The following is a 13777-nucleotide window of genomic DNA, read 5'->3' as shown; positions in this document are numbered from 1 at the left end:
GCCGCCCGGGCGGTGAGCGCGGATCGTGATCGACGTACGGTGGCCGGGCAGCGTTCGCCGAAGGAGGAGATGGATGAGCCAGGTTCCGACAGTCACGTTGAGTCACGGAGCGGTGATGCCACGGCTGGGGTTGGGGACGTCGCCGATGAACGACGCAGATGCGGAACGGGCCGTGAGTGTGGCGCTCGAGCTGGGGTATCGGCTGGTCGACACGGCAGAGAACTATCGGAACGAGGTCGGGGTCGGGCGGGCGTTGCGAGGCCTGCCTCGAGGCGAGGTGTTCTTGACGTCAAAGTTCAACAAGCGGTGGCACAGTGTCGAGGGTCCTCGGGTCGCGTTCGAGGCGAGCGCGGAGAAGCTCGGCGTGGAATACGTGGACCTGCTGCTGATCCATTGGCCGAATCCGCAGCAGGACCGGTACGTCGACGCATGGCGTGGGCTGATCGCGCTGCGGGAGGCGGGGCTGGTGCGGGCGATCGGTACGTCGAACTTCAAGCCCGCGCATCTGCAGCGGTTGATCGACGAGACGGGCGAGGCGCCGGAGGTGAACCAGGTCCAGCTCAGTCCGGTGTGGGCGAAGGCGGCCGAGCGGGAGTTCCATGCCGCGCACGGGATCGTCACAGAGGCCTGGAGCCCGCTTGGGAAGGGGACCGAGCTCCTGAGTCATCCGACGGTGCAGGACATCGCGAAGACGCATGGGAGGTCGCCGGGCCAGGTGGTCCTGCGGTGGGAGACACAGCAGGACGTCGTACCGATCCCGAAGTCAAGCGACCGCGGACGCCTCGAGGACAACCTGGCCGTATTCGACTTCGACTTGACCGATGCCGAGTTGGCCGCCCTGTCGGCCCTCGACCACACCGCCAAACCCGCCGCCGACTCAGACCGAGCCGGCCACTGACAGGTCGAGCGTATGGACGACCCGGCCCGGCGATTGACGACCCGCTGGCCGGCAAGCCACAAACAAGGTTCAGCGGTTCCGGACCACCTTGCGGGAGGCAACGGTCAGGTAGGGGCTGACCATCTCCTGAAAGATGTCGCTCGGTGGGAAGCCCAGTTCCCGGTCGAGCATGGTCTCGAATCTTTGGTAGTGCTTGATGGCCTCGACGAGATCGCCGCTCTCCAGGTGGGTCTCGACAATGGTGCGATGCGCGCTCTCGTGGAGCGGTTCGATGCTGATCGCGGCCCGCGCCGCCTGGAGGGCCTCGTGAGTGCGCCCTTGCCTTCGGCGCCGGGTCGCGAGTGCGTCGAGAGCGCCCAGACGCAAGTACTGCAGGCGTTCACGTGCGGCCAGCACCCAGTCGTCGTACCAGCCGGGCAGTAGTTCGGAGGAGTGCAGCACGGCGGCAGCGGCGTCCTCGGCCTCCGCACTCCCGACGTCCGGGTCGTCGCGGATCAGCAACTCCGCGCCGTCCAGGAACCGGTTGACATCGACAACGACCTCGTCAGCCAGAGCGAGCCATGCGTCGCCGATGACGAGCAGCGGTGGTACGCCGGCATGCCGGTGCCGCAGCCGCCACAAGATTGCACGAAGGCGGGCGGCCGCGACCTCGTCGGTGCAGTCCGGCCACAGCATCGCCGCCGCGTGGGTCCGGGCGCAGCGGCTGTTGAGGGCCAAGAGCGCAACCAGGTGCTGCGGGCCGGCCGGCAGTTCGATCTGCGCCACTGCCCCGACCCGGTCGTCGGCGGCTGTCAGGAGCCAGTCCCCGAGCAGCTGAAGTCGAAGATCACACCGCGAGAATGTCCGCACCGCACGGCCTCCCCTTGTGGAGGCGATGGCGCGCCTCAGCGCAAGCCCGCCCCCCGGCTGTGTTGCTCGCAGATATCCCCGCTGTGTGTGACGGCCGAACCACCAACTGCCACCCACTTCATTGCACCGTGGGGCAGGAAGCGCCGGATGTCAAGACTGACCCGCCGTTCGGCCCTCGAACTCCTCGAGCCAGGCCCGGACCTCGCGGTAAACGGCCTCCGGCGAGGTCACCACTGTGGTCGTCTCGGCTTCAGCGCCGAGGTCGGGGCGCTGGGTGATGCGGGCCCTGAGGCCGCCCGCGCCGATCGTCTCCCGCCAGACCCGGATGACCAGTACCGCCGCGTCCGGCATCGCCCCGGACTGCGCCTGATCAGTCATGTTCCACTCCCCCGCGGACGGACGGATCCGCTCCCTCGTGCCGCCGTACGGAGGCGGACAAAACCGGAAGATCCACGATGAGCCAACGATCCCCGATAGCGGCCGTTACGTCGACCACCACCTTCCTGACAGCGCTGTGACAACGCCGGGACAACGCCGTGACAACGCCGTGACAACGCTTTGAGCATGCGACCCGGACTCCACTTGCTATGAGCACCGAACAGGGTGGAGGAGGTGACTCATGAACGAGAAACTGACGGCGGTCGAGCTCGATCTGGAGGAGATCCAGGTACTGCCGGAGCGGGAGGCGCTGGGTTCCTACAACTGGGCGAACGTCTACGCGTCCAACACGGCGGTCGCGTTGAACGCGGCGTCGTACTGGTCCGTGGCCAAGGCCGCGGCCGTACAGACGATCGTGATCAAGCAGCACTAGCCGGGCGAATCGGGCGTGCGGGCGGCGATGCCGAATGCGCCGTCCGCACGCCGCAGAACGGAGGGGGTTTCGATGACGGATCTCGGCAGGATCTCCCGGACGGAGGTTGCCGGCCAGTCGGCCGAACTGCTGCCCACGCGCGAGGCGCTGGCGCTGATCAACATCACCAACATCACCGCCGTCAACCTGGCGATCGCCGTGAACGCGGGGACGATCGGGTCGACCGCGGCTGCCGCGGCACTGCAGCATGTGGCTGCGTTCCAGCGGTAGCTGTGCCGGCGCACGGAACGTGCGGGGGGCCCGCGCCCCCCGCATCGCCCGGAAGCCCGCATGGTGACGACGGCAGAAGGCGGCACCCACACAGTCCCGCTGCGCGGCGGCCCCAGGCCGAGCCGGGCGGCGGGCGTACGCCTGCTCGGTAGGTACGAGGGCTCCGGGTTCCGGGACGAGCGCTACCTGGCCGAGCGGGCCGACCGGCAGATGGTGCTGCTGACCAGACTGCTGTACCTGATCGTCGAGAACGCCGACGGGCGCGCGTCGACCGATCTGCTGGCCGAGCGCGTGAGCCGCGCGTACGGTCAGCGGCTCGATCCCGACGACCTGGTCCGCCTCATCCACGAGAAACTCGGGCCGTCGGGACTGGTCGCACTCTGGAACGGCGCGCCGGTCGGACAACGAAAAGCTGATCCCCTGTTGGCGTTGAGCGTCCGGGGTGTGCTGGTGCCCGCCAGTGCGGTTCGCGTGATCGGACGCGTCTTCGCGCCGCTGTTCCATCGTCCGATCATTGTCGCGATCCTCGCGGGAGCGATCGCATTCGACGTGTGGGTGGTGACCACCCTGCCCGCCAGGTCGGTCTTCAGCTCCCTTGTGGATCCCGCCGGTGTGCTCGCCGTCCTGGTTCTGTTGCTGATAGCAACGATTTTCCACGAGTTCGGTCACGCCGCCGGCTGCAGCTACGGCGGTGCCAAGCCCGGCCCGATCGGCGTCGGGATCTACCTGTGGATCCCTGCCTTCTACACGAACGTGACCAGCGCCTACCGGCTCAACCGCGCGGGCCGGCTGCGGACCGATCTGGGCGGCGTCTACTTCAACTCGGTCTTCATCGTTGTCGCGGCCACGATGTATCTGTGGACCGGGTGGGCTCCCTTGCTGGCGGTGATCGCCCTGTCCCACCTGGAGATCATCCAGCAACTGCTGCCGGTGGTCCGCTTCGACGGGTACTACATTCTCGGCGATCTGGCCGGCGTACCGAACCTCTTCGGGCACGTACGGCCGATCGTGCGGAGCTTCCTGCCAGGTCGTCGCAGCGATCCCGGTGTGGGGCAGCTCCGGCTCCGCACTCGCATGGTCGTCACGACCTGGGTGCTGGTGACGGTCCCCGCCTTGCTCATCGGCCTGGGAATTCTCATCTGGAACGCTCCCGGCTACCTGGCAGGCTTCTGGGATCGCTCGAGTGGCTTGTGGGCCAGTGCACGCGCACTCATCGCGGCAGGACAGTTCGGCGCCGGGATCCTCATGCTGCTTTCGCTACTGGCGATCACCCTGCCGATCGTTGGCCTCAGTGTGGTTCTGATCAGATCTGTTCTCCATGTCGTACGGGCGGTTCGAGTCCGGCACACCGCAACGTCGCCGGCCGAGGAGGAACCGATGGATGCAATCAACGGTGCTCTGGACGAGCCGCCGAGCGCTGCTGTGTTCACCGAGGACAAGATGCTCCGCCGCCGGGTCCCCCCGTCGCGGCACGGCTGGCGTCACGGGCTGTACTACGTCTCGAGCGGCCGGATCAACGTCGGCCCCAGTCTGGCCGAGCAACGCGAGCAGGAGCGGATCGCGCGAATCCGTACGGCGCTGAGCGGTCCCCGCCGCGTGGTCACGTTGAGCCGCAAGGGCGGAGCCGGGAAGACCACCACGACGCTGATGCTGGGCCACACGCTCGCCACGCACCGCGGAGACCGCGTTGTCGCGCTCGACGCCAACCCCGACGCGGGCTCACTCATCTATCGGATCCGGCGCGAGTCCCCGGCCACGGTGACCAACCTCCTGGGTGAGCGCGACCTGATCACCAAGTACGCCGACCTCCGCGAGTACACCTCGCAGGCACCGAGCCGGCTCGAGGTGATCGCGTCCGACGACGACCCGACCATCAGCCAGGCCCTGGGCGACCGCGACTACCGCAACGTGCTCGACCTGCTCACCCAGCACTACAACCTGATCCTCGTCGACACCGGCACCGGCATCCTGGACAACGCGATCCAAGGCATCCTGCGGGAGGCCGATCAGATCGTCGTGGTGATGCCGCCCGCTCTCGACGGCGCCCGGGTCGCCGCCGGGACGCTGGACTGGCTGGACCAGCACGGGCACGCGGACCTGGTGGCGTCCGCCGTCGCGGTGATCAACACGACCAGAGGCCGGCCACGGTGGGTCCAGCTCGACGAGATCGAGAACCACTTCTCCGCCCGCTGCGCCGGCACGGTCCGCATCCCGTGGGACCCGGCGCTGGACAGCGGTGCCGCCGTCGACCTCGACGACCTGCGTTCTGCCACCCGCGACGCCTACATGGAACTCGCCGAACTGGTCGCCGGTGGCTTCACCGCGAAGCGCTGGAGTCCCGTCTCGGTGGCTGACCCGTCCCTGAGAGTCCAAGGAGTGTCATGACCATTTCCCGGCGCCTCGAAGCGATCCTGGTGATCGCGTCCCTCGTCACAGGTGCGACAGGCACCGCGAGCATGCTCACGTTCCGCAGAGGCCAGGACTTCGACCTGGTCGCGTCCGCCAACCCCGGGACGATAGGTAGTACAGACACGGACCGGACCGCCATGGTCGAACGCGCCCGGGGCAAGCGGGTTCAGGCTGACGCCGTGGCGAGTGCAACGGCCACCTGCGAGTCGTGCACAGGCACCGCTGCCGCCGTACAGGTCGTCTATGTGAACAAGGCAAAGAAGGGTACGGCGGACAACGTCGCCACCGCGTGGTCGAGCTGCAGCAACTGCAGGGCGACCAGTGTGTCCGTCCAGATCGTCGTGGTTCGACCCGGTACGACGATCACCGCGCGGAACCGCGCACTCGCGGTCAACGTGGCCTGCTCAGGCTGCACGACCGCGGCGATCGCGGTGCAGTTCGTGGTCGTCACCAGCAAGCACCGCACGTTCTCTCGCGATGGCCGACAGCAACTGGAGGCGCTCGCGCGGGAACTGCAGGCGCAGCTCTCGACGCGCACCAAGGCGGCTCGGCTCGCGGCGACGAAGGACAACAACGGGCTGACGGGTATCGAAGCGCTGGTTCAGAAGGAACTGAAGCCGACCAGCGTGAAGCCACAGTTGACCGTCAAGACCGGATGACGGGAGGTCCCCGATGTCTGTCCGCCGATGGACGACCCTCGCGATCGCATTGCTGGTCTCGCTGGTGCTGACCGGTTGCGATCCGCCCAAGACCACGACCAGCACCGGCGGCAGGGGAAAGACGACGACCACGACCAGCACACAGACGGGTGCCACCGTGCGAATCAGCGCCTCGAAGAAGACCTGCTGGGCGGGCCGGATCGGCGCGACGACCAAGAAGGGCTGTGGATCCGCCACCTTCCAGGTCAAGGCGTCGAACGGCGCCTACACCGTCAACCTGCGCAAGACCAAGGGCTCCGACGGCCTCTCCGTCGTACTGGTTGTCAAGGGCAAGAAAGTCGACAGCGGCCGGATCAGCAGCAGTTCGAGCGTCGTCGCGATCAGCTACGCCGGCGGCTGAGGAGTCGGCGACATCGGGGCCGCGCTCGGGATGCGGCCCGGAATGCGGCGGTCGGGATCAGGGTTGAACGTTGACATTGTTACAACGTCAAGTTCAGCGGGAGATGCGATGTTGATCGGGCAGCTGGCTAAGCGCACCGGCACTAGTGAGCGGCTGCTGCGGTACTACGAACGTGTGGGACTGCTTGTGTCGAGTCGGCAGGCCAATGGGTATCGCCAGTACGACGCAGCGGCTGAGCTGACGGTCAGGCAGATTCGCGCGTTGCTCGCCGCGGGTTTGTCGACCAGCATCATCAAGCAGGTGCTGCCGTGTGCCCATACCGATGGCTCGCTGACTCCGTGCCCAGGTGTGCTGGACAAGCTGCGCCAGCAACTCAGCCGGCTGGACGAGCGGGCAGCCGAGCTGGCGCGCGCTCGGCAAACCCTGGAGCAGGCCATCACAGTCGCCGAAGCCGGAAAACCCTGACGCCAGCGCCGGCCAGTCACATCCGCCCTGTCCCAACCGGGGAATGTACCAGCCATTCGGATCCGCGCCTGGCCTCCATCGGATCAGCACCAGCCAGTGGCATCTGCGCTTGACCTGCGCGAGACCGAGGGTGTCGGCGGCCTCTCCGTCGTACTGGTTGTCAAGGGCAAGAAGGTCGAAGGCGGCCGGATCAGCCGCGGTTCCCATCCGGCCGGCCGGCGCCGGACGACCGAGCGTCGTCGCGATCAGCTACCTAAGCAGCTGACCGCGACGCGCTGGGATGTGTCGCTACTGACGACTGGTGCGGAGTCCCCAGCCGAAGGGGTACAGGGGGTGGTAGTTCCGGTCGCCGATGTTGATTGGCTCCTGGTCGGCACTGCGTGGCCAACTGTGGGACAGCTTGCCCGTGAAGGGGCGGTTGCCGAACAGCACGTCGGCCACGCCTTCGCCTTGTGAGCCAGGCAGCCAGGACGCGACCAGGGCGTCGATCGTGCCGAGCTGCGCAGGTGGGATGACCTGCGGCCGGCCGGAGACGACCAGCACCACGCATTTGGCAATCGCTCCACACACTTTGTCGATGACCGCCCGGTCCACCGGTTGCAGATCCAGGCTCTTCGGTTCACGCGGCACTCCGGCGTCCTCGGGATCGTAGGCCCACAGCGGACCGCCGACGTCGCCGAAGCCCTCCGCATAAGGAGTCTCGCCGACGACCACCACAGCCACGTCGCTGCCCGCCGTCGGTGCCGAACCGTCCTTGCTGTAGGTCACCTGCGCCTGAGGAGCAACCTGCCGGATGCCGTCGAGAATCGTGTTGCCAGGAATTCGGTGTTGTCCCGACGCGCCCTGCCAGCTGAGCGTCCAGCCGCCGGCCTGGTTCCCCATGTCGTCGGCGTTGCGGCCGGCGACGTACACCTTGGCGTTCTTCTTCAGCGGCAGCAGCCCGTCCGAGTTCTTCAGCAGCACCTGCGACTTGGCGACGGCCTCACGCGCGAGCGCGCGGTGCTGAGCGGAGCCGACGTCGGCGAGATGTGTGCGGTCCGTGTAGGGCTTCTCGAACAGCCCGAGCTCGAACTTCTTGGTCAGGATCCGCCGTACGGCGTCGTCGATCCGGGCCTGGGACACTCGGCCGGCGCGCACCTCGTCGAGCAGCGTGGTCTCGAAGGACTGGTACGCGTTCGGCTCCATGAACATGTCGATACCGGCGTTGACCCCGGTCCGGACCTGCTCTGCCCAGTCGCCCGGGATCTGGTGGATCCCCTCCCAGTCGGAGATGACGAAGCCGTCGAACCCGAGCTTGCCCTTCAGCAGGTCGGTGATGAGCTCACGGTTCGCGTGCATCTTGATCGGGTTACCGACGCCGTCCTCGGTCCAGTCGATGCTGGAGAACGACGGCATCACCGTGCCGACGTCGTACTTGCCGACGGCGGGAAGGTACGGCGCGAGGTCGAACCGGGCGAAGTCCTGGCGGTTCGTCACCGTGATGCCCTGGTCGATCGTGTAGTCACCGGCGGCCGAGCCGAACTCGGTGTCACCGTCACCCGCGTAGTGCTTGGCGCTGGCGAGCACCCGATCCGAGGCGGCCAGGTTCTTGCCCTGGAAGCCCTCGATCGCGGCTGCGAACTTGCTCACCAGAGCGGGGCTCTCCGAGAAGCTCTCGTACGTGCGGCCCCACCGGGTGTCGCGGGCGACGCAGACGCACGGGGCGAACGCCCACTGCGGTCCGGTGGCACGGGTCTCTTCAGCCACGACGTGTTCGATCCGCTTCACCAGCTCGGGATCCCAGGTCGATCCGAGTCCGATGTTGTGCGGGAATACTGTTGCCCCGAGCAAATTCCCGTGGCCGTGCACGGAGTCGACGCCGTACAGGATCGGGATCTGCAGGCGGGTCTGCAACGCGGCAGCCTGGAACCTGTCGACCATGTCGGCCCAGGCCTGCGGGGTGTTGGGGGTCGGCACCGAGCCACCGCCGGACAGCACCGAGCCGAGCCGCCAGGTGCTGACGAGCGAGGCGTCATTCGTCACAGCACCTCGCTCGGCCTGGGTCATCTGGCCGACCTTCTCTTCCAGCGTCATCCGCCGCAGGAGGTCTGCAACCCGCGCCTTGATGGGAAGTCTGGTGTTCAGGTAGGCCTGCCCGCTATTGCGGATCAGCGGGCGGGCCGAGGCATCGAACGACCCACGGTCGGGAGCAGCTCCCGACGACGGGACCGAAACCAGTGCGAGCACCAGGCCGACGGTGACGAACGCGGCCCAGGTGCGATGCGGTGATTTACTCAAACGCATGACGTTCTCCTTGGGCGAGAAAGGAGTGGAGCGCTCTCCTCGTCACCCTCCGGCGATCGACCGCTACGGTCAAGGACTCGCCGCACTTCATGCGCTGAGCGGCACACGCACATGGCCCACGGGGGATTGTCGGAAGTTCCCGGGGCCGTGGTGCGCTCAGCAATAGGCAGGCTCAGCTGCAGCCGGTGGTGCTGCCGCAGCCTTCGCAGACGTAGCAGGAACCGCTAGGGCGCATCTTCATCCCGCAGGGTCAAGCACAGCGGCACCTCTACCGAGGTGTTGGTCCCGCCACCCGGCTGCCCCTACCGGGTTTCAATCTTGGGGCCGGCAGGAGTGGCGGGCCTGGGGTGACCATGTTTCTCGGGCGAGCCGGGCATAGGGTTCGGAGCGGGCCGAGGCGCCGGTGCCGGCTTGGTTTCATTACCAGGCATGACTTATCTCCTCGCTAAATCTACAAGTAGGAAGCAGAGCTCGATGAGGACGAAGAACAGGCTCAACACATAGACGTTGTGGAGGCGGTTGAGGACGCGTTGATTGGCTTTCCGATCGCGATACAGCGCCAGGGACGTATCACGAATCATGACTGCAATGCCGTCACCCTTGTCGATCCTGCCGTCCATCTTCTCGATGTCCAGAGCCAACGTGAGCGTGCGTGGCCACAGCACGAATACGGACGCCGCGGCCGCCACGGCCAGAGCCGCAAAGCCCGTCCAGGTCCAGGCTGTGGGGTGGGTGCCATCGCGAAGAGACAGCCCGCCAAGGACTGATGCAACAACTGTCGCGTAGCCAGCCGTCGTACCAGCACGGCTCCGAAGTCCTTCAAGATCCTTCTTTTGCTGATCGATTGCACGCCGGGCTTCGTCCAGCACAAGCTGATCCCTCGGATCGACAGATACCCGATCCGCCTCCTCGGCAGGCCGTCGAAGTCGCATGGACACCCCTCCGAAATGCCTGATCACTGCCGGTTGACCCCCGAACATTTGTTGGCGCACCTCGGCCCCCGGGGAATGTGGGAAGTTCCCGGGGGCCGTGGTGCTTTCAGCTGGTGGTCAGCTGCAGCCGGAGGTGCTGCCGCAGCCTTCGCAGACGTAGCAGGAACCGCTGGGGCGCATCTTCGTGCCGCAGGTGAAGCAGAGCGGTGCGTCGACCGAGGTGCCGGTGATCAGTTCGAGCATCTCGGCGGTGGTGTGGGCCTCGCCCTTGACCGGCTTCGCGGCGGCCGCCTCGACCGGCTTGTCGGCGACGTCCGAAGCGACCGGCTCGACCGACTTCAGGGACTCGGCCTCGGACACCTCGACCGGGGCCGGCTCGTAGGAGCCGGTGTCGAGCTGCCGGGACCGCTCGTCCGCCGAGTAGATGCCCAGGGCGGCCCGCTCGTCGAACGGCAGGTAGTCCAGGGCCAGGCGGCGGAAGATGTAGTCCATGATCGACTGCGCCATCCGGACGTCCGGGTCGTCGGTCAGACCGGCCGGCTCGAACTTCAGGTTGGTGAACTTCTGGACGTAGGTCTCCAGCGGTACGCCGTGCTGCAGCGCGATCGAGATCGCGATCGAGAAGGCGTCCATCACCCCGGCCAGGGTCGAGCCCTGCTTGCCCATCTTCAGGAAGACCTCGCCCAGACCGTCGTCCGGGTAGGAGCCGGCGGTCATGTAGCCCTCGGCGCCGCCGACCGAGAACGACGTGGTCCGCGACGGCCGCGACTTCGGCAGGCGCTTGCGGGTCGGCCGGTACTCGATCACCTTCTCGACGATCTTCTCGGCGACGGCAGCCTCGGCCGCGACGGCCTTCTTCGCCTTCGCGTCGGCCAGCGGCTGGCCGACCTTGCAGTTGTCGCGGTAGACCGCGAGCGCCTTCAGGCCGAGCTTCCAGCCCTGGAAGTAGACATCGGCGATCTCCTCGACCGTCGCGGTCTCCGGCAGGTTCACCGTCTTCGAGATCGCGCCGGACAGGAACGGCTGCGCCGCCGCCATCATCCGCACGTGGCCCATCGGCTTGATGGCCCGCTCGCCCATCGCGGTGTCGAAGATCTCGTAGTGCTCCGGCTTCAGGCCGGGCGCGTCGACGACGTGACCGTGCTCGGCGATGTACTCGACGATCGCCTCGATCGTCTCCTCGGTGTAGCTGTACTGGCGCAGCGCCCGCGGGACCGTCTGGTTGACGATCTGCATCGAGCCCCCGCCGACCAGCTTCTTGAACTTGACCAGCGAGAAGTCCGGCTCGATGCCGGTGGTGTCGCAGTCCATCATGAAGCCGATGGTGCCGGTCGGCGCGAGCACCGAGGCCTGCGCGTTCCGCCAGCCGTTCTTACCGCCGATCTTCAGTACGCCGTCCCAAGCCGCGGTCGCGTGCTTGTGCACGTCCTTGTCGATCTGGTGGACGGTCCGGATCGCGTCGTTGGCCGCCGCGTGCTTGCGCATCACCCGGGTGTGGGCGTCCTTGTTCCGCTCGAAGCCGTCGTACGGGCCGACGACGCCGGCCAGCTCGGCGGACCGCCGGTACGACGTGCCCGTCATCAGCGACGTGATAGCGCCCGCCAGTGCGCGACCACCGTCGGAGTCGTAGGCGTGACCCGTTGCCATCAGCAACGCACCGAGGTTCGCGTAGCCGATGCCGAGCTGCCGGTACGCGCGGGTGGTGTCGCCGATCGCCTCGGTCGGGAAGTCGGCGAAGCAGATCGAGATGTCCATCGCGGTGATGATCAGCTCGACGGCCTTGACGAACTTCTCCGAGTCGAACAGGTCGTCGTCGCGGAGGAACTTCATCAGGTTCAGCGACGCCAGGTTGCAGGACGAGTTGTCCAGGTGCATGTACTCCGAGCACGGGTTGGACGCGGTGATCCGGCCCGTCTCCGGCGTGGTGTGCCAGTCGTTGATGGTGTCGTCGTACTGCAGGCCGGGGTCGGCGCAGGCCCACGCGGCATGCGAGATCTTGTCGAACAGCTCACGCGCGTCGACCGTCTCGATCACCGAGTTGTCCAGCCGCGCCCGCAGCCCGAACTCGCCCTTCTCCTCGACCGCCCGCATGAACTCGTCGGTGACCCGGACCGAGTTGTTGGCGTTCTGGTACTGCACCGAGGTGATGTCGCGGCCGCCGAGGTCCATGTCGAAGCCCGCGTCGCGCAGCACGCGGATCTTCTCCTCCTCGCGCATCTTGGTCTCGACGAACTCCTCGATGTCGGGGTGGTCGACGTCCAGCACGACCATCTTCGCCGCGCGTCGGGTGGCGCCGCCGGACTTGATCGTCCCGGCGGAGGCGTCCGCGCCGCGCATGAACGAGACCGGGCCGGAGGCGGTGCCGCCGGAGGACTGCAGGAGCTCCTTGGAGGAACGGATCCGGGACAGGTTCAGACCGGCGCCGGAGCCGCCCTTGAAGATCAGGCCCTCCTCCTTGTACCAGTTCAGGATCGAGTCCATCGAGTCGTCGACGGCGAGGATGAAGCAGGCCGACACCTGCTGCGGCGACGCGGTCCCGACGTTGAACCAGACCGGCGAGTTGAAGCTGAAGTACTGGTGCAGCAGCATCCAGGCGAGCTCGTGCTCGAACACCTCGCCGTCGGCCGGGGTGGCGAAGTAGCCGTACTCCTCACCGGCCTTGCGGTAGGTCTTCACGACCCGGTCGAGCAACTGCTTCAGGCTCCACTCGCGGTTGTCGTGACCGACCGCGCCGCGGAAGTACTTCGTGGTGACGATGGTGGACGCGTTCACGCTCCAGTAGTCGGGGAACTCGACCCCGCGCTGCTCGAAGACGGTCTCACCGGTCTTCCAGTTCTGCTGTACGACGTCGCGACGCTCCCAGGTCACCTCGTCGTACGGGTGCACACCCTCGGTGGTGAAGATGCGCTCGATGGTGAGTCCCGCGGGCACGTTCTTGCCCCTGCGGAACCCGGCCGCCGACCTCTTGGTCGACCCCGAGTGGCCGGTCACCGTCTCTGTCATGGTTGCTCCTCGCCCTGTGTCTGTACCGCCGCGGTCTGTCGGGACCGCCCCGTTGAGTAGCGCCAGGTGTTGCAGATGGTGCTGAGTCCCCGATTTATGTCTGCTGGGTCGGCTTCAGCGGGCGCGGCTCGGTGCCCTGAGGCTCCTTCTCCGCCCGCAGCAGCGCGATCTCGGTCTCGAAGTCGTCCGCGGACTCGAACTGCCGGTAGACGCTCGCGAACCGCAGGTAGGCGACCTCGTCCAGCTCCCGCAGCGGACCGAGGATCGCTAGTCCGACCTCGTGCGCGGGCACTTCCGGCGAGCCGCTCGCCTTGAGCGCGTCCTCGACCTTCTGGCCCAGCCGGGCCAGTGCGTCCACGTCCACCGGCCGGCCCTTGCAGGCCTTGCCGACGCCGTTGATGACCTTCTCCCGGCTGAACGGCTCGGTCGCGCCGGAGCGCTTCACGACCGTCAACTGCATCTGCTCGACGGTGGTGAACCGCTTCTCGCAGACCGGGCACTGCCGCCGGCGGCGGATCGCTCCGCCGTCCTCGGCCACCCTGCTGTCGACCACTCGGGAGTCGGCGTGCCGGCAATACGGACAGTGCACGAATCACTCCTCCCGTCGGCCGCCGAGGGGGCGGTCTGTGGATCAGCCTGGGGACAACCTGTGTATGACCTGTGTGCAACCAACCACTACCTGTGGAAAATTACACCCGTGTAACCACTACATCTAGGGATCCTAGATCGCTGCTCCGACAGTTTGCAAGAACGCTCGAATCTCGCGCGCGTCTCCTTGTTCCAACACCCGCGCGACCC

At 66.9% G+C, this 13777-nt stretch carries 13 protein-coding genes; 7 read left to right on the top strand and 6 right to left on the bottom strand.

The window, feature by feature from the left end:
- Positions 1 to 73: 73 nt before the first annotated feature.
- On the top strand, positions 74 to 898 hold the full coding sequence (locus tag OG876_RS27615; RefSeq protein WP_328519548.1) for an aldo/keto reductase: 825 nt from the start codon (positions 74 to 76) through the stop codon (positions 896 to 898).
- A 69-nt stretch (positions 899 to 967) separates the two neighbouring features.
- On the opposite strand, the gene OG876_RS27610 is transcribed toward OG876_RS27615, so the two are convergent.
- Both OG876_RS27610 and OG876_RS27605 read right to left on the bottom strand, forming a co-directional pair.
- Entirely contained in the window at positions 968 to 1747 is a 780-nt protein-coding gene (locus OG876_RS27610; RefSeq protein WP_328519547.1) for an AfsR/SARP family transcriptional regulator, read from the bottom strand.
- 150 nt (positions 1748 to 1897) lie between these two features.
- Complete coding sequence (locus OG876_RS27605) at positions 1898 to 2125, bottom strand: hypothetical protein (protein ID WP_328519546.1); 228 nt, start codon at positions 2123 to 2125, stop codon at positions 1898 to 1900.
- A gap of 241 nt (positions 2126 to 2366) precedes the next feature.
- On the opposite strand from OG876_RS27605, the gene OG876_RS27600 reads away from it, so the two are divergent.
- The 6 genes from OG876_RS27600 to OG876_RS27575 all read left to right on the top strand — a co-directional run bounded on the left by OG876_RS27600 (position 2367) and on the right by OG876_RS27575 (position 6761).
- The gene (locus OG876_RS27600; protein ID WP_328519545.1) at positions 2367 to 2558 is read left to right on the top strand and encodes a hypothetical protein; all 192 of its coding nucleotides are present in this window, start codon (positions 2367 to 2369) and stop codon (positions 2556 to 2558) included.
- A gap of 72 nt (positions 2559 to 2630) precedes the next feature.
- Complete coding sequence (locus OG876_RS27595; protein WP_328519544.1) at positions 2631 to 2828, top strand: hypothetical protein; 198 nt, start codon at positions 2631 to 2633, stop codon at positions 2826 to 2828.
- Between the two features lie 60 nt (positions 2829 to 2888).
- Positions 2889 to 5213, top strand: a complete 2325-nt coding sequence (locus OG876_RS27590; RefSeq protein WP_328519543.1) for a MinD/ParA family ATP-binding protein — start codon at positions 2889 to 2891, stop codon at positions 5211 to 5213.
- Complete coding sequence (locus tag OG876_RS27585; RefSeq protein WP_328519542.1) at positions 5210 to 5896, top strand: hypothetical protein; 687 nt, start codon at positions 5210 to 5212, stop codon at positions 5894 to 5896. The genes OG876_RS27590 and OG876_RS27585 overlap by 4 nt, the downstream gene beginning before the upstream one ends.
- Positions 5897 to 5909: 13 nt before the next feature.
- Positions 5910 to 6296 (top strand): hypothetical protein, encoded by a 387-nt coding sequence (locus OG876_RS27580; protein WP_328519541.1) that lies wholly within the window; start codon positions 5910 to 5912, stop codon positions 6294 to 6296.
- 108 nt (positions 6297 to 6404) lie between these two features.
- Positions 6405 to 6761 carry a MerR family transcriptional regulator gene (locus OG876_RS27575; protein ID WP_328519540.1) on the top strand — a complete coding sequence of 119 codons (357 nt, stop codon included), beginning with the start codon at positions 6405 to 6407 and terminating at the stop codon, positions 6759 to 6761.
- 288 nt (positions 6762 to 7049) lie between these two features.
- Here OG876_RS27575 and OG876_RS27570 read toward each other — a convergent pair whose 3' ends face one another.
- The 4 genes from OG876_RS27570 to nrdR all read right to left on the bottom strand — a co-directional run bounded on the left by OG876_RS27570 (position 7050) and on the right by nrdR (position 13568).
- The gene (locus OG876_RS27570) at positions 7050 to 9044 is read right to left on the bottom strand and encodes a glycoside hydrolase family 3 protein (RefSeq protein ID WP_328519539.1); all 1995 of its coding nucleotides are present in this window, start codon (positions 9042 to 9044) and stop codon (positions 7050 to 7052) included.
- A gap of 434 nt (positions 9045 to 9478) precedes the next feature.
- Complete coding sequence (locus OG876_RS27565; protein ID WP_328519538.1) at positions 9479 to 9913, bottom strand: hypothetical protein; 435 nt, start codon at positions 9911 to 9913, stop codon at positions 9479 to 9481.
- 180 nt (positions 9914 to 10093) lie between these two features.
- On the bottom strand, positions 10094 to 12907 hold the full coding sequence (locus OG876_RS27560; RefSeq protein WP_328526969.1) for a vitamin B12-dependent ribonucleotide reductase: 2814 nt from the start codon (positions 12905 to 12907) through the stop codon (positions 10094 to 10096).
- Positions 12908 to 13073: 166 nt separating this feature from the next.
- Positions 13074 to 13568, bottom strand: a complete 495-nt coding sequence (gene nrdR / locus OG876_RS27555) for a transcriptional regulator NrdR (RefSeq protein WP_328519537.1) — start codon at positions 13566 to 13568, stop codon at positions 13074 to 13076.
- Positions 13569 to 13777 lie beyond the last annotated feature (209 nt).

The sequence above is a fragment of the Kribbella sp. NBC_00359 genome, from assembly GCF_036097425.1.
Taxonomy (GTDB): Bacteria; Actinomycetota; Actinomycetes; order Propionibacteriales; family Kribbellaceae; genus Kribbella.
The sequence above is the reverse complement of the archived record's forward strand: the minus strand, read 5'-3'. Positions and strand labels throughout refer to the sequence as shown.